The sequence below is a fragment of the Myxococcus sp. AM010 genome, assembly GCF_013372585.1.
GTDB classification, from domain to species: domain Bacteria; phylum Myxococcota; class Myxococcia; order Myxococcales; family Myxococcaceae; genus Myxococcus; species Myxococcus vastator.
The window spans coordinates 84651-104281 of sequence record NZ_JABXEO010000009.1 but is presented as its reverse complement, the minus strand read 5'-3'; the positions used below and the strand labels follow the sequence as shown (position 1 = coordinate 104281).

The 19631-nt window shown below is 68.2% G+C and carries 11 protein-coding genes; 7 read left to right on the top strand and 4 right to left on the bottom strand.

Annotation, left to right across the window (positions count from 1 at the left end; all coding sequences use genetic code 11):
* Positions 1 to 4: 4 nt before the first annotated feature.
* Positions 5 to 2911, top strand: coding sequence for a CHAT domain-containing protein (locus HV826_RS07570; RefSeq protein WP_176416327.1), 2907 nt, complete (start codon positions 5 to 7; stop codon positions 2909 to 2911).
* Positions 2912 to 3047: 136 nt separating this feature from the next.
* Positions 3048 to 3443, top strand: a complete 396-nt coding sequence (locus tag HV826_RS07565) for a hypothetical protein (protein ID WP_176416256.1) — start codon at positions 3048 to 3050, stop codon at positions 3441 to 3443.
* A gap of 57 nt (positions 3444 to 3500) precedes the next feature.
* Here HV826_RS07565 and HV826_RS07560 read toward each other — a convergent pair whose 3' ends face one another.
* Together HV826_RS07560 and HV826_RS38005 are read right to left on the bottom strand one after the other, a co-directional pair.
* The gene (locus HV826_RS07560) at positions 3501 to 4367 is read right to left on the bottom strand and encodes an MBL fold metallo-hydrolase (protein ID WP_255207687.1); all 867 of its coding nucleotides are present in this window, start codon (positions 4365 to 4367) and stop codon (positions 3501 to 3503) included.
* Positions 4368 to 4402: 35 nt separating this feature from the next.
* A complete protein-coding gene (locus HV826_RS38005; protein ID WP_368670863.1) occupies positions 4403 to 4633 on the bottom strand; it encodes a cupin domain-containing protein in 231 nt (76 codons plus the stop codon).
* Between the two features lie 212 nt (positions 4634 to 4845).
* Between HV826_RS38005 and HV826_RS07550 the strand changes: the two genes are divergently transcribed.
* From HV826_RS07550 to HV826_RS07535, 4 genes are all read left to right on the top strand, one after another.
* Complete coding sequence (locus tag HV826_RS07550) at positions 4846 to 5841, top strand: LysR substrate-binding domain-containing protein (protein ID WP_255207685.1); 996 nt, start codon at positions 4846 to 4848, stop codon at positions 5839 to 5841.
* A gap of 349 nt (positions 5842 to 6190) precedes the next feature.
* Positions 6191 to 8131, top strand: a complete 1941-nt coding sequence (locus HV826_RS07545; RefSeq protein WP_176416325.1) for a hypothetical protein — start codon at positions 6191 to 6193, stop codon at positions 8129 to 8131.
* Positions 8132 to 8147: 16 nt separating this feature from the next.
* Positions 8148 to 11714, top strand: coding sequence for a hypothetical protein (locus tag HV826_RS07540; RefSeq protein WP_176416324.1), 3567 nt, complete (start codon positions 8148 to 8150; stop codon positions 11712 to 11714).
* A 397-nt stretch (positions 11715 to 12111) separates the two neighbouring features.
* Positions 12112 to 14571: an ABC transporter permease gene (locus HV826_RS07535; RefSeq protein WP_176416323.1), complete on the top strand. Its 2460-nt coding sequence runs from the start codon at positions 12112 to 12114 to the stop codon at positions 14569 to 14571.
* Between the two features lie 421 nt (positions 14572 to 14992).
* Here the strand turns inward: HV826_RS07535 and HV826_RS07530 are convergent, their stop codons facing one another.
* Together HV826_RS07530 and HV826_RS07525 are read right to left on the bottom strand one after the other, a co-directional pair.
* Positions 14993 to 16981, bottom strand: coding sequence for a hypothetical protein (locus tag HV826_RS07530; protein WP_176416322.1), 1989 nt, complete (start codon positions 16979 to 16981; stop codon positions 14993 to 14995).
* 494 nt (positions 16982 to 17475) lie between these two features.
* Positions 17476 to 18516, bottom strand: a complete 1041-nt coding sequence (locus tag HV826_RS07525; RefSeq protein WP_176416321.1) for a hypothetical protein — start codon at positions 18514 to 18516, stop codon at positions 17476 to 17478.
* A 275-nt stretch (positions 18517 to 18791) separates the two neighbouring features.
* Between HV826_RS07525 and HV826_RS07520 the strand changes: the two genes are divergently transcribed.
* On the top strand, positions 18792 to 19226 hold the full coding sequence (locus HV826_RS07520) for a RidA family protein (RefSeq protein ID WP_176416320.1): 435 nt from the start codon (positions 18792 to 18794) through the stop codon (positions 19224 to 19226).
* Positions 19227 to 19631 lie beyond the last annotated feature (405 nt).

The following is a 19631-nucleotide window of genomic DNA, read 5'->3' as shown; positions in this document are numbered from 1 at the left end:
CGAGATGCCCACGACGCGGCGGCTCAGGTGCGACACAGCGAAGCACCTCACCCTCGTGGTGGGGATGATGCTCGTCGTGTGCCCGGCCGCCGCGTCCTCCTCGGAGCCCGCTCGCGCGCAGTCGCCCACGCTCGTGGATTGCCAGGAGCGCTTCGCGGCCCGTCCCGAGGACCACGAAGCGGTGATGTGCTTCTATGAGTGCGCGCAGGCGCCTCATGCGCGGGACACCGTTCGTCGGGCGCTGATTTCGCTGGGGGAGCGTCACCCCGCGAACGGGTGGCTCGCCCTCGTGCTCGGGCACGTGGAGTACCTGTCGGACCGGGAGGCCGCCGAGGCGGCCTACCTCCGCGCCGCGGACATCTTCCGGGAGCGACAGAACGCGGAGGGAGAGGTCCTCGCGGGCATCAACCTGCGCTCCATCATGTTGAGACAGAAGCGCACCGAGGAGGCGCTGAGCTGGACACACCGCGTGGGAGAGGTGGCAAACGCGTCCGGCAGGCCGGACCTGCGCGCCCGCGCGCTCATCGTCGAGGCCAGCCAGCTCCACGAGGTGGAGTACGACCTCGGCCGCGCCTTCCGCGTCCTCAAGCGCGCCGAGCCGCTCACCTTCCCCGACGGCACCCCGGGCTTGAAGAAGCAGTACCTGACGATGCTCCACATCATCAGCGAGCGCCTGGGGCGACTGGAGGAGGCCACCGAGGCCACCCTGCGTCTGGTGGAGCTGGCGAGGAGCTCGCGAGACCTCATCTCGGAGGCCCGCGCCCGGCACACCCTCGCCAACCTCATGACGCGCCGGCATCTGCGGGACAGGGCTCCTGAGACACGGTCCCAGGCCCTGCGGATGGCCCGCGAGGCCCTCGTCGCCTCGCGCAACGCGGGAGTCCGTCAGCTCGAGGCGAAGGCGCTGCGGCTCATCGCCGACCTGCTCGGGGAGAGCCCGGAGGAGCAACGCGAGGCCGAGGAGCTGCTGCGCCTGTGCATGCGCATCGCGGAGGAGCTGGCCTCGGATGAGCGGAAGATTTCGTGTCTGTGGACGCGCGCGGAGCGACGAGCGGGCGTCGACCCCGTCGGCGCCATCCAGGACTCGGAGGAGTCCATCCAGCTCGCGCTCCGGGTCGCGGACCCGCTGGTCCTCGCCCTGGCCCTGCGGGGGCGCGGGCAGGTGGCGTACCTGACGCAGCCGCTCCCCGTGGCGCTCGAGCACGTCGAGCGCGCCCTCGACGCGGTGGAGTCCCTGCGAGCCTCGCAGAGTGATGCCCTCATCCAGGCGGAGCTGTTCGCGAGCTGGGCAAGCGACTACCACCGGCTCGCGGGCTGGACGCTGGAGGCGGGGGGCGCCACGGGAAAGGCCGCCCTGCTCGACCCGCGCGAGGCGATGAGCCGGGCCTTCGCCGTGAGCGAGCGCATGCGGGCCAGGAGCCTGCTCGACGCGCTGGCGGCGTCCCACGCGCTCGCGACCACCGCGGAGACGCCGGAGCGCAAGGCCCAGCGCGCCGAGGTCCGCGGACGATTGACGACCGTGCAGCGGCGACTGCTGGAGACGACGCACACCGCGGCTCAGCGCGAGGCCGCGCTGCGAGAGCTGCAGGAGCTGGAGCGCGTGGAGCGCGACCTGCGCACCGCGCCACGCCAGGGCACCCGGGAGTTCGCCTCCCTCGCGAGCATCGAGCAGGGGCTCGGCGAGGACGAGGCCCTGCTGGCCTTCCTCGTGGGCGACGACACGGACACCCGGGGAGACTTCGCGGGGGGAGCCTGGGTGCTGGCGGTGACGCGGACCGGGACGCGCGCGCACCGCATCCCCGAGCGGGCGCGCCTGACGCCCGCCGTCGCGCTGTTCTCAGGGCTGCTCGAGCGGCGCGACGGCTCCGAGGCGGGCGCGGCGGCGGCCTTGTACGCCCAGCTTCTCGGCCCCGCCCTCGCGGAGCTGCCCACCGGGGTGCGTCGCCTGCTGGTGGTCCCGGATGGCCCGCTGCATGACCTGCCCTTCGCCGCGCTGAGGCAGGACGCGGAAGGGCCGCCCCTGGTCGCCCGCTACGAGCTGTCCCTGATGCCATCCGCGAGCCTGTGGCGCCACTGGCGTCAGGCCTCCGCTCCGCCTCCGGGAGGCGAGGCCCTGGTCCTCGCGGACCCGGACCGGAGCGTGCGTGTGTCGGACGCGCGCACCGTCGCGAAGGAGCGCATGGGTGTATTCACCGAGGCCGCGCGAGTCGGCGCGCTGCCCGAGGCGAGACGCGAGGGGCACGCGGTGATGGAGGCCCTGCGCGGCACGGCCGTGACGCCCCACCTGCGCACGGGCACCGAGGCCTCCGAGCGCGCGCTCAAGAGCGCGGACCTGGCGCGGGTGAGGGTGCTGCACGTGGCGGGGCACGCCGTCGTCGACGCCGAGGCCCCCGAGCGCTCGGCGCTGGTGCTCGCTCCGGGCAGTGAGCAGGAGGACGGCATCCTCCAGCCGCGCGAAATCGCCGAGCTGCATCTCCAGGGCGCGCTGGTGGTGCTGTCGGCGTGTCGCAGCGCCTCCGGCGCGGTGCTCCCGGGCGAGGGCGTGCTGAGCCTGTCGCGTGCCTTCTTCGAGGCGGGCTCGCGCGCGGTGGTGGCCAGCCTGTGGCCCCTGCGCGACGCCGAGGCGGCGGACCTGGTGGAGCACTTCTATCAATACCTGGCCCAGGGCCTGAGCAGCTCGGCGGCGCTGAGGCGCGCCCAGCTTGAAGCCATTGAAGACGGCCTTCCCCCGGCGGCCTGGGCGGGACTGGTGGTGCTGGGAGACGCCTCGCTCGCGGTGACGGCACCACGGGAAGACAGTCTGTCCTCGGGCTCGCTCATGGTGGGGACCGGCACACTCGCTTTGGTGCTCTTCGCCGGCATCCTGGTGTGGCGAGCACGGCGCAGCGCCTATCCAAAATCTGCGTCATGAGTGCGCCAACGCTGCGTCTGACCCTCGCCGCCAACGTGAGTGAGCGAGACGCGCACGAGCCGAGGCCAGGAGGGTAGCGGTCGATTTCCTGCAACGGTGTCGCCCGCCCTGTCTCTTCCCATCAGGAGGGGGGTTCATGCCCCCCATGACTCCTCGGGAGGACGACATGAAGGCGACGACGCGGTACCTGGTGCTTCTCTCCATGCTGGTAGTGGGCTGTGGTGACTCGAACGAAGCCGAGGTGGACGCGGGCACCGACTCGCTCCCAGAGACCTTGGCGTGTGGCGACACAAGCTGCAAGCGCGCCACTCAATACTGCGCGACCATCGTCACCGATGTGACGAGCCACCTGTGTCTGACCAAGGAGGCGAGCTGCAAGAGCTGCGACTGCGTGAATCTGGACACAGACCTCACCGCCCAGACCGGGCGCCAGGACTGCACCGCGACCTCCAGGCTGGATGTGTACTTCTCCTGTGCCTATTACGATGATGTGGACTACATCAAGACCTCCTGCACGGTACGCGCTCGCTGAAAGGACCAGGCTGACAGGGGCGCAAACACCCCCTTCGCTGGAGAACCCGCCCCGCTGTCAGGTCCGGGCCTGCCAGGTCAGCCACTCCCCCGGACGTGCGAGCTCCACGTTCACCTTCCGCTTGCGCGCAGCGGCCAGGAGCAGCGCTTCCGCGTCTGGAACCTCCTGGTAGTCCTTGGAGGCGGCGACGCCGTAGTGGATGGGCACGAGGAGCCTTGCTCCCAACACCACGGCCGCGGCCACCGCCTGCTCGGGCGTCAGGACGGCATGCACGTCGCTCACCGGCTTGCGCCAGCCGAAGCGCGCCCCATTGATGGGCAGGAAGGCCGCATCGAAGGGGCCGAACTGACGCCCGATGCGCCACCAGGACCCGTGCCATAGCGTGTCGCCGCAGTGGATGACGCGGCGGCCTCCGCCAGAGACGATCCACGAAACCTGGGGATCCCCATAACCGTCCGCCGCGGGGACGGCGGTGGCGGTGAAGTCGTTGAGCAGGATGGGCTCGTAGAGCGGCGCGGGCCGCACGCGGAAGCCCGACGCGGCGGCCGCCGCGGCCATGTCCGGGGCGCACACCAGCGTCCCGGTGTCCCCCAGCGCCTGACGGACGGCCACCGGGTCGAAGTGGTCGGAATGACGATGCGTCACCAGGACGAAGCGGCCCCCGCCGCTCACGTCCATCGGGACGAGCGGGTCCTTCAGCGCGGCCCCCCACACGGTGGGGTCGCTCAACGGGTCCAGGAAGAGCGTGTCCTGTCCGAGCCCCAGCCGCACGCCGGCCCAGGCCAGCCGCTGGGCGCGCAGCGCGGCGCTGTCGACAGGCTTCGTCGCACGGCCCGTCCCAGGGGGGAGCAGGACCGCGCCCGCGGAGAGCGCCACCGCCGCACGCAGGAAATCCCGACGGCCCGGCCGCGAGGGCTGAGCCATCTTGCCCCGTCCCTCCGTGTTCGAGGTCTCCAGGCTCACCGAACCCCCGGGGAGGCCACGAGGTTGATGCCAAAGAGGCGCACGCCAGTCTCGGTCCGCGGCTGATGACGGCTTGCCGGCGGGAAGAACAGGTACGAGCCCGGTCCCAAGCGCTGCTCCCCCTCGATGAGCTCGCCGCTCACCACGAGGACCTCCTCGCCGGTGTCGTGGACGTCCACAAAGGGCCACTGACTCCCGGGGGCCATGTCCACGACCCAGACCCTCACGTCACGAGTACTCGGCAAGTCCCTCCGAAGGCAGCCAGGGCCGACGACGACCGGCGCAACGTCGTCGATTCGCACCGACGACCATGGGGGTACGACAGGGCGCTGCGTCCTCGGGGAGCTGTCTGTATGGGGCATCCGTCCGCCCTCCTGGCATGGGGACGCCCATGTTAAGGACCTCCACTCCATGAGCGCAGCGAAACGATTTCACGAAGATGCTGAACAAGGTTCATGTGAAGCTGACCGGCATGCTCGAGCTCCGTCACTTCAAGCTGATTGCCGCGGTCGCCGACACTGGGAGCCTGGCCGCCGCGAGCCGGCAGCTTCACCTCACGTCCTCGGCTTTGAGCCACCAGCTCCGCGATGCCGAGGAGCGCCTGGGCGTGCAGCTGTTCCAGCGCCGCCAGCGCCGCCTGCTCCTGACCGGCGCAGGCGAGAAGCTGCTCCTCTCCGCACGGCGGGTCCTGAGCGAGGTGGCCCAGGCCGAGGCGGTCTGCCGTGCGCACCCGCAGGACGACCTGCTCCGGCTCAGCACGGGCTGCTACACAGTGTATGGCTGGCTGCCGCCCATCCTGGGGCGGTGGCAGGCCGAGCACCCACGCGTCGAGCTGCGCATCGTCCTGGAGGCCACGCGTCAGCCGCTTGGGGCGCTGCTGAATGGCGAGCTGGACCTCGCCTTGACCACCGACGTCCCGCGGCAGGCCCGCCTGGCACAGACCGCGCTCTTCGAGGACGAGCTCATGCTGGTGGTCCCCGAGGACCACGCGCTGGCGCGGCGGGGACACGTCACGGCGGAGGACCTGACGCGGGAGCACCTGCTCACCTATGCCGCGCCTCGGGAGCAACTCGATGTCTTCACGCGCGTGCTCTGGCCCGCGGGCATCGAGCCGCACCGGGTCTCCCCCGTCCCCCTCACCGAGGCGCTGATCGAGCTGGTGCGTGGCGGTATCGGCGTGACGGCGCTGCCCGAATGGATGCTGCCGGACCAGCGCCATGGACTGCGGACCGTCCGGCTCACTCCTCGGGGAATCCGACGCCGCTGGAGCGCCGTCACCCGCGCATCCCGGCAGCGCCCCGCTCCACTGACCCACTTCATCCAGCTGCTCCGCGAGCGCTTCTCCCACCACGGCAAAGCAGGGCCCCGGGCGGCCTCACGGCGAGGAGCTCCGCCGCGCATGGGCGGAGCTCCGCGGGCCTCGCCTCCAGACTGACAGCGGTCTGATGGGGGCAAAAGCCGCGCCGCTCGCGCCGTACCGTCATGCGTCCGGCACGACGCAGCCCGCGTCCCCGGAGGACGCATCCAGGGACATGCCGCGCGCGTCCGAACTGGATTCTGGTGGGATGCAACCCGGCGCGCCCCTGGCCCTGAAGTTGCTAACCCAACAGTCACGCGTCAGGCCGCTTCTGCGGCCAACGCGCCGGTCCGCGTTGTCCTCACGGTCCAGAAACACGTTTTGAAACATGGCGGCCGAGCCGCCGTGACGGACGTGTGAGCGACAACGCCGGCTGGTTTCCAGGCCGGCAGTCCCCCGACTGCCGCCTCATTCTTGGAGGGAACGGATGGGCGACGCGCTCTTTGGCTACGACATGGTTTTGCAGGTCACCCAGAATGAGATCAACTCCCAGTTCTCCAGGTTGATGCAACAGGGCTACATCGACACCCTGCTGAAGACCAACGGAATGGCCGCCGCTGGTGGCGCCTTCGGCGGTGGAGAGATGACCTTGACCTCCTACCTGCGCGGCTACATCGCGCAGCCCACCGTGGCGCAGCCGATGGTCATCCTGGCCTCCGGCAACAACGCGCAGCAGTGCCTGTTCCAATTCGCGCTGCAGAGCCAGCAACTCACGCAGACGGTCATGGACCAGCTCGGCTTCACCCAGGACCAGGTGGACGCCGCGTTCGCCCACCCACAGCCGGGCCCCAACAACTCGCAGTACGGCCTGCTGGTGAACCAGGAGGACGTTGAATACGAAAGCAACGGCTCCTCTCAGACGGGGTCAGACCAGACGGTGTACTACTGGCTACAGAGAACGTCTGTCACCGTGGGCACCACCACGACCTATACCAACTACCTGGTGCCGGCGCTGTTCTACATGTCGGGCGGCGCCTACCCCACCCTGGTGGACCTGACAGGCCTGCCGCTGCGCTTCACGGTGAACCTGGACGCCATTCCCACCACGCCGCAAGGCATCACCGCCCTGGTCAATGAAGGCATCATGCCGCCGCAGGTGCTGGACACCATCAGCGGCAACGGCTTCGACAGCGCGTACTTCTCCTTGCAGCAGTTGTTCCTGAACTTCGACACCACCGACTTCACGCAGTGGAGCACGACCGCACCGCCCACCAGCACCTCCGTGACGGGCGCGTCCATCAACACGACCAGCAACACGTTCTCCATCTCCACCACCACCCTGGCGCAGCTGGAAGAGGACCCGAGCTTCCTCACCGAGGTGAGCGTCGCGTTGCAATACGCGTTCGGCGTGGGGGCGACCTACGACGGCAACCCCGCCTCCACGCCGTACATCATCGGAGTCACGGCCACCTCCACCAACCCGGCGCAGACCGCCCCCGGCAGCACCCCCATCCTGGTGCCCACCTCGGTCGGCTTCTCCAGCCTCCTCAACACCGCCGACAGCGGCCTGTCCGTCCTGAACTACCAGGTGATGGGCGGCGGCAACACCAATCCCGCCCAGCCAGCGCCCAGCGTCGGCACGAACTTCGTCACCACCAACAACTATTCGGGCGAGCTGCTGTTCTCCGAAGCGACGTTCTTCACCCCGGAGATCTTCAACCCCCTGGTGGCGGCGCTCACCTCGGAGCACGCCCCCACCCCGTCCTGGCAGCAAAGCGGGACGAAGTTCACCTATCAGACCAACTATTCCTGGACCGTCAGCAGCACGCCGCCACCGGACAACTGGCTGAAGACAGGCACCTACCAGGTGGTGACGCAGAAGGAGAGCCCGAGCTACATCATCTCGGTCAGCGGAAACACGGTCAACGTCTCGGGCTCACTGTCCATCACCCAGCAGCTCTCTGCCACGCTGGAGGTGTTCAGCGTCGAAATCCCCATCGTCTGGAGCGTGACCTGCTCCTCCACGTTCTCTCAGGTCCTGACCCTGGCGGTGGGAGGGAACGGCTACGACCTGGTGGTGAACCAGTCACAGGCCACCTTCAGCGACCCGGTGAACGGGCCCATCCAGTCGAACAACTGGGAGGCGGGCCTGAGCTCCTTCGTTATCGAGGCCGCGTTGGTGGCCATTGACCTGCTGTTCCCCACGCCCACGCTGCTGACGATGCTCAACCCGGCTTCGTACATGACCAAGACGGTGCATTCGAACATCGGCAACGCGTTCAACCAGCTCAGCGCCCAATTGAACAAGGACCTGACGGGCAGCGCCACCAGCAACTTCATCTCGCCCACCGGTGACGTGTTCCTGCTGAACGCACCGCGGTTCAACGACACGTTGGATCTGCAGATGGACGTCACCTACAGCGTCTGACGGAGAATTCCCTCACATGGCCACGGCACCCCATTCGTCCACCACCAGCGTCGTCATCCCCAGCACGCTGCCGAACAACCCGTCGCTGACCGTCAGCGCCAGCGGCTCGCTGATGAAGAACTACCTGCCGGCGCTGCCCATCGCGCCCGGCGACCAGGTCACCGCCGCCTGCGACTCCAACGGCGCCCCCATCGTCTTCTCCTTCGGAGCCGACAGCGGGGATTTCTATGCCATCGTCAACGTCAGCAACGACCCCACGGGCTGGAGCCAGATCGACCTGCTCCCGGGCGTGGCGGCCCTGGGCAAGCCGGTCTATTTCGCCAGCGGTCAATTGAGCAACGGCAATCTCTGCCTGTTTTTGGCATGCCAGGACACGACCTCCGGCGCGGTGAGCACCTATGTGGCCGGGCCGCTGTCGAACAACCTGCAGCAGACAAACCTGGCGCAACTGGCCTCGCTGTGGACCCCGGCCGGCAACCCGCTGCCCGGCTCGAGCGTGAACCGCGCCAGCATCAGCCCGCTGGACGACGGCCAGGGCTTCGGCATTCCAATGCTTGCCGTGGGCCTGGTCGACCCCCACACCACCGACGTCCTCACCTACATGATGCAGTCCACGGTCAACACGACGACCGGTGCCATCACCTGGAACTGGACCGCCTTCCCCTCGCCCACAGACGCCCGGACGGTGCTGGACTACGCGCCCGGGGCCATCGCCGACCTGGGCCAGGGCCTGTACATGCTGTACGCCAGGCAGGACGGCAGCACCCAGCTCATCTTCAAGACGCTGCTCAACGAGTTCGGGCGCGACTACGTGCGGGCGCTGACCGTCCCCGCGGGCCAGAACAGCCTCCAGACCACCGCGGGCAGCGGCACCACCAGCTATCTCTATGCGGGCGGAGCGGCCGGTCTCGTGTTCTGGGATGCCAGTGCCCAGCTCGACTCGAAGGCAACGGCTTGGACGGCCGCACAGACCATCGCCACGGACTCCCAACTGCCAGGCATGAGCGCCGGCGGTCTCGTCGTCCGGCAGAACTTCAACAAACCCAACGCGATTGCGGCCTGGGCGCTCTCCGGCAGCAATCTCTACCTGCTCAGCCAGTTCGAATACCAGGGCGCCCTGCACTGGACGACGCCGCTGGTGCTGAAGACCGACATCGCGCTCATCGCGCCGCTCATCAATCCCGTCACCCGCGCCAACGAGCTGGTGTTCCTGACCACGGACTGGGAGAGCCAGAAAGCCATCCACTATCTCTGGCAGGACCCGGCCACCACGCTCTGGCAGGAGGAGACCATCCCCCTGTACAACGGCGACAAGGTGCAGGAGGTCAGCAGCTACAGCACCAAGCTCAGCTTCCGCATCAACGGCCAGGCGCCAGCGGCGCGCCTCCCGCTGACCCTGACCAGCGCCAGCTACCAGAGCCTGCTTGTCAACGGCCTGAAATACACCGTGAACGCCGGCGCGAGCGTGCAGGTCGAGACCAACGTCACCGGCGGGCTCGACATCATCCAGCAGATCCAGGACCTGGCGGTCTCCACCTTCACGCTGACCAGCACCGCCTTCACGGACACGCTGCAGCTCAACCCCGCCAGCAACGTCTACAAGAAGCTGGCCGCCGTGCGGACCGGCGCGGACATCCCCGTGCTGCCGTCCACCCTGCCCCAGGGCGTGACGGCCGATCAGATCGCCAGCGCCGTCGCCCAGATGATGGCCTTCACGCCGGAGCAGCCCTACCCCACCGAGGTCATCAGCGTCGTCGGCACCGCGCCCCAGGCCAAGGCCGTGGCGCGCACGGCACGGCCGCCCCAGGTGTTCGCCCTGTCCTTCGGCCCGCAAGGCATCCGGTACCACACGGGCGCCGAGGCGACCCAGTTCGGCGTCGTCGGAACCGTGGGAGAGTGGATCGTCGACGCCGTCGGTGATGTGGTGCAGTTCATCGGCAACGTGGTGGGGCAGATTGGCCACATGCTGTTCGAGGTGGCGGCGACGGTGATCAAGATCACCCTCAACGTCGCCGGCCGCGTCATCAAGTTCGTCATCCAGAACTTCCCGCAACTTTTCGCCTTCCTGACGGCGCTGTTCAAGGCGCTGATGGTCGGCCTGGACAAGCTGATCGGCTGGCTCGGCGAGCTGTTCGGCTGGGATGACATCTGGGCCACGCACCTGGTCATCGCGAAGACGCTCACCGGCGCCCTGGATGCGCTGGCCAAGGAGGCGCAGCAGGACTCAGCCAAGCTCAAGAAGAAGATGGCGAGCATCATCGCCGGACCGCTGGGCTTCGCCCGCGAGAACTTCGCGAGCATGACGGTGCCCGCGAGCGTCGCGTCCATGGTCCCCAGTCAGGCGGCCGCGGCCACGCAGCAGAGTCAGCCCAGCATCAACCTCGATACGCCCATCGCGAGCTGGGCCAGCTACCAGACGCAGTACAGCGGCATGCTCCTGGGCGGCGGTCCAGCAGGAGACCTGCCTGCGCCCGTGCAGAAGTTCATCGACGACGTGCTGATTCCCACCTGCTTCGTCCTGGTCAAGGCGATCGAGGAGGACTGGAAGAACCTGCAGGCCGTGTTCACCGGTGAGGGGACGACGGTCGAGAACATCGTCACCTTCCTGCAGGGCCTGGCGAAGACCATCATCGACACGCTGGAAGTCGTGCTGCTGGGCTGCGTCGACTACCTGCTCGACCTTGTGCCGTGGGTGGTGCAGTTGCTGACCGAGCCGGTCAACATGCCGTTCATCTCCGGCTTCTACACCTGGCTGACCAGCGCGCTCGGACAGGGTGACAACCCGTCCGAGGAGCTGACGGCGGTGAACCTCATGTCGCTGCTGGTGGCGATCCCCTATACCTACCTCTACAAGATCGCCAACGACGGCCAGGCGCCCTTCCCTTCCTCTGGGAGCAACACGAAGAGCAAGAAGCGGGAGGTTGAACCGCTGGACCTTTGGACGAGCATGATGCGGCTGGACACTGCGCAGAGCTCGAGCCGGAAGGAAGCCAGCACCGCGGCCAAGCGCTATTCGGTGATTGGCGCGGGAATCGCGTCGGTGTCCGCCCTGCTCGCATCCCTGATGGGCTTCGTGCGAGCCGGCCTGGAGGAGGCAGCGCAGAAGGGGAAGAGCGGCAAGTGCCTGCTGGCGGCCATCCTCGCCATGGGGGGCATTGCCGCCGCCTTCACCTACCCCGTCGAAACCCCCGCGATGGACGGCACGGCGCACGACCTGCGGCTCGCCGTCTGGGTCGCGAGCATCCTGCGCATGGCCTGCACGGCGCTGCCCATCCCCTCCGTCGCGGTGCGAGGCACGATCAAGGCCTGCTTCGATGCCGGCATCGGCGTCGCCGCCATCAGCAGCGACATCATCGGCTCCCCCAGCAACTCGACCTGGTGCAGCGACGTCTGCTCCAACCTGGGCGGCGTCATCACCGGCATCAGCACGGCGATCGTCGAGGTCCAGCCCGAGGCCGCGGTCACCATGATTGGCGGCATGGGCCTGTCCTATCTGGGCGGCAATCTGGTGGCCCTCGTCACCGCGCTCTCGATGAACATCTCCAAGGCGGAGGCCATCTACTTCCAGAACGTGGGCGGCTGAGTCGCTTTCAGCCTCACGTGAGAGGAGCTGGAGGCTTTCCGGCGTGTCGGGTGTGGTCGCATCCTGCGCAGGCAGCGCGGCCCGCCTGCGCCACCGCGGGCGCAGGTCCCTGCGCCGCTACGTCGTGGCCCTGGAGGCTCACCGCGGCGTGAAGGTGGCCCAGCTCGCCTCCTTGGATGACAGGCCCGCCAGCGCCAGCGCTTCCATGAGCCATTCGCTGACGCGGAACGTGTTCACGGACGGGTACGTCGAACTCCTGCCTTGGCCCGCCAGGTGGGAGTCTCCCAGCCGACGCTGTCGCGGTGGCCGCGCGGCATGGGCAGGTGACACGCAATCGTCCGCCGCCCCGGGCGTAGCCGCTCCGGAAGCCTCCGACCGGCTCCAGGAGACGTGCCGAGTGGATACCGTTCTGGGTGGATTGCGTCAGAGCCTGCGCGCACTGGGCCGCAGCCCCGGCTTCACGCTGGGGTGTGTGCTGATGCTGGCGGTGGGCATTGGAGCAAGCACCGCGCTCTTCAGCGTGGTGGAAGGCGTTTTGCTGCGCCCCCTGCCCTATCCGCGCCCCGAGCGCCTCGTGGAGCTCTCCCAGCGCGCGGCGGACGGCCATCCGATGCGGTTTTCGGACCCCAACTTCGAGGACGTGCGGACGCGCGCTCGCACCGTCTCTGCGCTGGCCCAGGTGTCGGGAGCCGCGAGCGTCACCGTCATGGGCGCCGACGCGCCGGCCTTCGCCACGCTGGCGCTCGCCTCGCGCGACTTCTTCCCCGCCTTCGCGGTGCGGCCAGTCCAGGGCCGCCTCTTCGCGAAGGAGGAGCAGCAGCCGGGAGGTGCTCCCGTGGTGGTGGTGAGCCACGCCTTCTGGAAGCGCTACCTGGGCGCACGGCCGCTGCCCCTGCCGGACACCCTCACCTTCGAGGGACGCGCCTACACCGTGGTGGGCGTGATGCCCGAGTCCTTCGACTACCCGGTGGGCACGCAGCTGTGGGTTCCGCGCGAGCTGGAGGCCCCCCTGCCCAGCCGCACCGCGCACAACTGGAGGGTGGTGGGAAGGCTGGCGGACGGCGTCGACCTCCAGGCCGCGCGAGCGGAGCTTACCCACATCGCCCGCGAGCTCGAGGCCCAGTACGGCCAGGACACGCGGATGCATGACATCGCCGTGGAGCCCTTGCAAGAGAGCCTGGTGGGCCGCGTGCGGTCCACGCTCTACCTGCTGTCGGGCGCCGCGGCCTTTCTGCTGCTGGTGGCGGGCGCCAACGTCACGAACCTGCTGCTCGCCCGCGCGGCCACCCGTGCCCGGGAGCTCGCCATCCACGTGGCCCTGGGCGCTGGGCCTGGAGCGTTGATACGGCGCTTCCTCATGGAGTCGCTCCTGCTGTCACTGGCGGGAGGCGCGCTGGGGGCGGTGCTCGCCGCCTGGGGCGTGCGCGCGCTGCTCGCGGCCGAGCCGGGCCACCTGCCACGCGTCCACGAGGTGGGGGTGAACGCCACGGTGCTCCTCTTCACCCTCGGGCTCTCGCTCCTGCTCGCGCTGGGGCTGGGCTTGCTGACGGCGCTGCGCGCGGCGCGGCAGCCCCCGGGGGCCACGCTGGCGGGCGCCGGGCGCATGCACACCGGCGGAGGCGGCGCCGAGCGCACGCGCCGCGCCCTCGTCGTGGGACAGCTCGCGCTCGCGTTGGTCCTCCTGGTGGGTGCGGCGCTGCTCGGGCGGAGCTTGATGGGGCTGCTCTCGCTGGACCCCGGGTATCGCACCAAGGAGGTCGCGGTGCTCAGCCTCGTGCTCCCGCCGGCCGAGGACGAGGCGCAGGGGCGGCGCAACGTGCAGTTGCAAGCGCACCTCCTCTCGCGGCTGGCGTCGCTGCCCGGCGTGCGCGCGGTGGGCGCCGTGAGCAACTTCCCGCTCGAGGGAAGCCCGGCGGGAGATGGCACCTTCCTCGTGCTCAACCGCCCCGACGAGGTGGGGGACTTCGAGGACTTCGGGCGGCTGGCGCGTGAGCCCCAGCGCACCGGCTCCGCTGAGTACCGCGTGGCGAGCGAGGGCTACTTCGCCGCGCTCGGCATCCCGCTCATACGCGGTCGGCTGTTCGATGCGCGCGACACCATCGACGCGCCCCACGTGGCCGTCATCAGTGAGTCGCTCGCGAAGGCCCGCTGGCCCCATGAGGACCCGCTGGGCAAGCTCATCCAGTTCGGCAACATGGACGGAGACCTGCGTCCCTTCACCATTGTCGGCGTGGTCGGGGACGTGCGGGAGCAAGGGCTGGATGACGCGCCCAGGCCCATGTTCTATGGCGGCTCCCGGCAGCGTCTGCGGGCCTCCTCCCGCGTCCACCTCGCCGTGCACGGTCCGATGGGCTCCGCGGCCCTGGCCACCGCGGCGCGGCCGGTGCTGCGTGAGCTTGCCCCCGAGCTGCCCTCGCGCCTGTCCACGGTGGAGGAACTGCTCGCGGGCTCGCTCGCCCCCAGGCGCTTCAGCCTCCTGCTGCTGGGCGCCTTCGGTGCGATGGCGCTCCTGCTCTCGGTGGCGGGGCTCGCGGCCGTCGTGTCCTACGCGGTGGCGCAGCGCACGCGAGAATTCGGCATCCGCTTCGCGCTGGGTGCGACGACGGAAGACGTGCTGGGGCTGGTGCTCCGGCAGGCGGCGCGGCTCGCGGGGCTGGGAATCGTCTTGGGCCTGCTGGGGGCCGTGGGGCTCAGCCAGGTGCTCACGGGGCTCGTGTACGGGGTGAGCACCACGGACCCGCTCGTCTTCGTCGCGGTGGCGCTCCTCCTGCTCGGCGTGGCGCTGCTCGCGAGCTGGCTGCCGGCCCGACGCGCCTCGCGCGTGGACCCGATGACCGTGCTTCGCTCCGAGGCCTGAAGCGCCTGTACCCACCCCAATGGCTGCGTCAGAACGGGCGAGGCGGGGTCAGCGGCCGCCGTCGAGCGCGATGAGCTGCGAGCAGGTGCCCGACGGCAGTGGCCCATACCAGGTCCGAACGCCGCACCGGGTGGTATCGCTGCATTCCCCCGTGCGCGCTGGCGCAGCCGCGCCCTGGCGCACGAAATGAGGAAACTCCAAGTCAGCCCGGTGGTCGCGCCACCTCCCAAAAGAACTGGATGATTGGAGAGTCCAGCAGCGCCCAGCGGGGCGGCTGCGCCGGCACACACGGAGGAACGGCAGCAGGACGCGCGCGTCGCGAGGGCGGTGGGAACCCCAGCCATCCCACGAGATGGCTGGGGCTTGTCTTCGCGTCGCCCGAGGACAACCCACGCTCAAGCCCAAACGCGACGCGCACGCATCACAGCTCGCAATGTCCCCCTGTGAGGGCGTCCTGACGATAGACGCCCTCCTTCCCCGCGACCGGCTGGAGGTCATACCCACAATCATTGAGGGGAGGGAAGTTCGGGAACCCGGCACTCTTGAAATTGGAAATACTATTCTTCAGGTTCTCCTGGCTCGGCCTGAAGTGTCCGCTGTCATTGGTGATTGACTGAATCACGCCATTGACTACCTTGACCGTGCCCGCGCCAATGACCTTGATCTGCTGTCGAACTTCCTGTCCCGGCTGTGTGTTCGGCGACGGCAGTCCCGCGATCGAACCCATCAGGATCCCGGCGTGGGTTGTCAACCTTGGCTTGCTACAATAACGGGTCGAGGTATCCTGCGCCCTGGGTTCGCCGACGCAGTTGGCCGTGCCGCGTATCTGAATGTAGCGGCCATCCACATTGACCATGTAGATCCTGCTGTCCCGGGCGTCGATGACGTACAGGGTCTCGCTCACCGAGCTCACGTTCCACGTATCCACCCGCGTGTTGGTGGACTTGTAATAGGCGATCCCCTCATGGAAGACGACTTCATAGGCCGCGAGCGCGTTGTTCGGAATCCCCTTGGCACAACTGGACACACCCAGCCAGGATTCGCACACACCATTGGCGACCGTTCCGTTGTCGTTATACTCCAAGAACACAGGGAAATCCTTGCAAATCTGCCCGGAGGGGCAGCTTGGCTGGCAGACGCCACTGCCATTGACTTGCAAGCCAGCCGCGCATGACTTGGTGTACTGAGTGCATGAACACGACTCCTTGACGCAGCAGAAGTTGAATGGCCAGTAGACACACACCTCCTGCGCGCACTGGATGCACGGCTTCTGATTGGCGCCACCACAGTCCGACATGGTGACCGACGCCTCGGCCAGCGCATCTGGGGAGGCCGAGCGGCTCATGAACGAAGGGCCATGCCCTCTGCTTTGAGCGATATCTGCGTAGGTGAGCGGATACCCCCTGCTGGCCGCGACCGAGATGAGCAGCGCGTCGGTCGTGGCGGTACGCAAAGCCGCCATCAAATCGTGGTCGTTGACCGCTGCGTTCAGCAGGGCATTCATCGCCGCGTTGTACGTGGGCTGTCCTGGCGTGGGAGGCGCGACACAAGTGACCGCTGAAGAGGGAGAGGCCACCGTGGGGCTCACGAAGTCGAACCAGGGCTGCTGCTTTTCCGCGCACAATTGCTTGCCAGCACCGTGCTCCACGTAGGGGTCGAGGAGTTGGTTTGAACCACTACCGAAGGGGGCGGAGGCGCCATAGTTCGCCACGCCATTCGTCCACCAGGCCTGACCGCTGGTGGCAGTTGGCCAGATCACGTAACTCGCCGTCGTCGACCCGGTCATCTGAGGAACGAGCAGGTCGGTCCACTTCAGCGTGATGGTGTTCCCCGCCTGTCCCTTGAAGACCAGGGTGTGGGCCGTGCCATCCACCACGATGTCCCAGACGTATCGAGCCCCCGCCTTTTCGGTGAGGCCAACGACGTTGCCGCTGGAGTCATACGCAACAATGGCCATCCCCATTCTGTTGTCGTGATAGCTCAGCGCCCAGAAACTCAAGCCGTTCGCGGTGACGATGGGACACAAGTCACTGGAGTACAGCGCATCAGGCCCCTGCATACATGTCTTCTTCAGCTCGATGGGTACGCGCAATGGCGTGGCCGCGTCGACGAAATGAACGGTGGGCGCAATCGTCACGTTCCCGGAGGGGGTCGCAAGCGAGCATCCACAGACGGCCTGGCCTCCGCCCGAGTCGATGCACGCCTTCACCGGTGGGTGATTCGGATCGTTGCTCCAGTTCCCCGCGAACACCATCCCATATTGCGCACAGACATCACCACACACAGCGGCAGCCGCGGCATTGCCCGCGATCTGCGGACTGCAACGATCGCCGACCGCGGCATCCGCCGTGGGCGCCATGAGAAAAGCCACGGCGAAAGACAAGACGAACGTTCTTCCAATCAGTGTCATGAGCGCTCCCCGCTGCGTCGCTTCCTTCAAGGACGCCTCGCGTCTCGCACTCGCCTGGCGTCGTGCAAGCTCAACAAGGCGAGTCTGACTATATGGAGCCGCCACAATCCCATGTCAAACCATGGGCACATGGCGACTGGCGCCCACCTGCCCTTCCCTCTCATCCTGTACGCCCAGCCCTCCGGTGAATGCGCAAGGCCTCGCTGAACGCACATCACCCCGGGTCGCCGCGACATATTTTTATGCTGGATGTGTCCACCCTGAGAGCAGAGGCAGACGCGCGAGGTACTGGCGTACGTGACGGCATTGCAACGGATGAGGCCAACGCGCACGGACTCGCACGACCCCTTCCCAGGCGTCGACTCCGCGCGCTCGGCGAGGGTGCCTTCGCGCCAGCGGCGGCGGCCCGGATAGCCGCGCGGCGACAAGGCCCATGCCTTCAGGGAGAACCGGCGGGGGGCCTCCTGCGAGGCAGCGCATCACGCGGCTGGGTATTACGCGAGCCAACCCCAGTCGCTGTCGTCCAGGAGCGGGAGCTGGCCCTTGCGGCGCCGGGTGGAGACCTCCTCGCGCCACGCCTCCCGTCCGCCCGGGAGCGGCCAGGCGCGTGAGACGGTTCCCCTCGGTTCCGAGGTGAAGTTGAGCAGCAGCATGCGGTTGACGCGGTCGACGGTCTCCGGCGTCGCTCCGGCGCGCAGTTGGAACTCCGCGCCGAACAAGGCGCCCTCCTCGCGGGCGGCGTTCCTGGTGCGAGAGCGGTCAACGACAGGCCACAAGCCCATCAGCGGAGGCGGCACGCCTTCAAGCAGCGCGGCGTGCATCCGGTCATGGCCATCCAGCACCACCCACTTCGCCAGGATGTCCACGAAGAGCAGCAGCACTGGCGGCAACGTCCCGTCCCTGGCGCGCTTTCGCCAGCTTTTCACACGCCCATCCTCGGGAGCGGAGAGCGCGCGCAGCCCGAGCACGGCGCCCGGCCGCTGTTCCGGCAGCGACTCCCACCGGGCCTCCTTCCACGCGAACAGGAACCGCGTCACGGCGGCCAGCGAGTGCGGTGGCATCGGAGGCTGACCGAAGCTCCACTCCATGGGGGAGACGGGGTGCCGCTCCGCCTTCTCCGCCGCGATGGCGCGCACGGGGCGCAGACACCAGTGGCCAGCGTGGAGCGCTGGCATGGGCGCCTCCACGAGCGCGCGCGCCACCCGCCAATTCCAGGCCACCCACCACGCCTCGGAGCCGGGCAAGGCCCTCACGCTCCGGACCTCGGGTGCGGACAACGGCGGCAGGAGCTGAGGAGCAGTGGCCGTTCCCCGAACGAAGATTGCGTGGTCCCAGTAAGAATCGATGCGGGTCCAGAGCAGCGTCTGTCCCCCGCCGCGCAACCGGATCCGATAGTCCGGAGCGGCGTCCAGATGCACCGAGGGCCGCCGCGCCCAGCGGCCCGTGGAGGGCACGCGCAGCAGCAGTCCAGGGCCAGGGGTCTCCAGTCCCCAGCTCCGGGTGTCATCAGCGACGATGGAGACTCCTGGGGTCATGCGACGCGCTCCTCACTGTGCCCGGTACCCACGGGCCCCTGGAAACTACCCGGTGGAGAGCAGACCCGATGAGCCGTGGGGCCCGTCGCGCCCCATCATGACGCGCGTTTCGACGCCCGCCATGACGCGGCAACGGAGTCTTGGGTAGGCACACCCACAAGCGCGTCGCGGGCCCCGGCACGTCTCCTCCAGATTCAATTGAAGAGTCAGTTGCTCGCTCGCATATTCGGGTCCGAACCTGGATACGCAGCCTCCAGAGTCCACACAGGTGAGCCATGGGACAGACCGCTGAACCCTCGAAGACGTCGCCGCTGGTCCTCACGAACCCCAAGGGACTGTTCGACCCGGCACCCTACGGCTTCTCACACGTGGCGCAGGTGGCCCCCGGCACGCGGCTCATCTACCTGGCGGGGCAAGGTGGGGAGATTGAGACCGGCGCGCTTGAGCCCGACTTCCGACTCCAGGTGCGGCAGGCGCTTCAGAACGTCCGCACGGCCCTGGAGTCCGTGGGGGCTGGCGTCGGCGATGTCGCCAAGCTCACGATGCTGGTGGTGGAGCACACGGAGGAGAAGCTCAGGGTCATCGGCTCCGAGCTGGACGCGGCCTGGAACGGCGGCATGAAGCCGACTTGTACGCTGATTCCTGTCCCTCGGCTGGCGCTGGACGGGATGCTCTTCGAAGTCGAAGCAGTCGCTGTCCTACCTGCCTGACAGGGAAGCCGACGTGGGCGTCGTTCTGGGCCGGTCATCACGCCTGGCTGCGCCGGGCGCGTGCGTGCACGCTCGTCCTTCAAGGAACAGCCCCAATCCGTCGCGGCCACGGTGGGCGCCTTCCTGTCCGAGGTAGCGCGGTGAGCGGACTGCTGGATTCCATCTGCCGTCGCTGTCGTTTGAGTCCATTCATTGGTCTCAGGTTTGTTTTATCTGCTCAGACTGGGAGATGACGTCATCCAGGACGCGCAGGAAGTCGCTGTCCGCAGGGCCCCGCGAGTCGCGAATGGCGAGGAGCAGTGGATAGAAGCGCGGGTCGCCCCGTGACGCAGGTGCCGTGAGCCCTGCGCACAACGATTTGCATGGAATTGCAGCGGCATCCACGCACACGCGCCCACCCACGCC

Excerpts from the sequence above, each read along its gene's own strand:
- HV826_RS07570 (WP_176416327.1), top strand. The coding sequence starts at position 5 with ATGCCCACGACGCGGCGGCTCAGGTGCGACACAGCGAAGCACCTCACC.
- HV826_RS07565 (WP_176416256.1), top strand. The coding sequence starts at position 3,048 with ATGCCCCCCATGACTCCTCGGGAGGACGACATGAAGGCGACGACGCGG.
- HV826_RS07560 (WP_255207687.1), bottom strand. The coding sequence starts at position 4,367 with ATGGCTCAGCCCTCGCGGCCGGGCCGTCGGGATTTCCTGCGTGCGGCG.
- HV826_RS07550 (WP_255207685.1), top strand. The coding sequence starts at position 4,846 with ATGCTGAACAAGGTTCATGTGAAGCTGACCGGCATGCTCGAGCTCCGT.
- HV826_RS07545 (WP_176416325.1), top strand. The coding sequence starts at position 6,191 with ATGGGCGACGCGCTCTTTGGCTACGACATGGTTTTGCAGGTCACCCAG.
- HV826_RS07540 (WP_176416324.1), top strand. The coding sequence starts at position 8,148 with ATGGCCACGGCACCCCATTCGTCCACCACCAGCGTCGTCATCCCCAGC.
- HV826_RS07530 (WP_176416322.1), bottom strand. The coding sequence starts at position 16,981 with ATGACACTGATTGGAAGAACGTTCGTCTTGTCTTTCGCCGTGGCTTTT.
- HV826_RS07525 (WP_176416321.1), bottom strand. The coding sequence starts at position 18,516 with ATGACCCCAGGAGTCTCCATCGTCGCTGATGACACCCGGAGCTGGGGA.
- HV826_RS07520 (WP_176416320.1), top strand. The coding sequence starts at position 18,792 with ATGGGACAGACCGCTGAACCCTCGAAGACGTCGCCGCTGGTCCTCACG.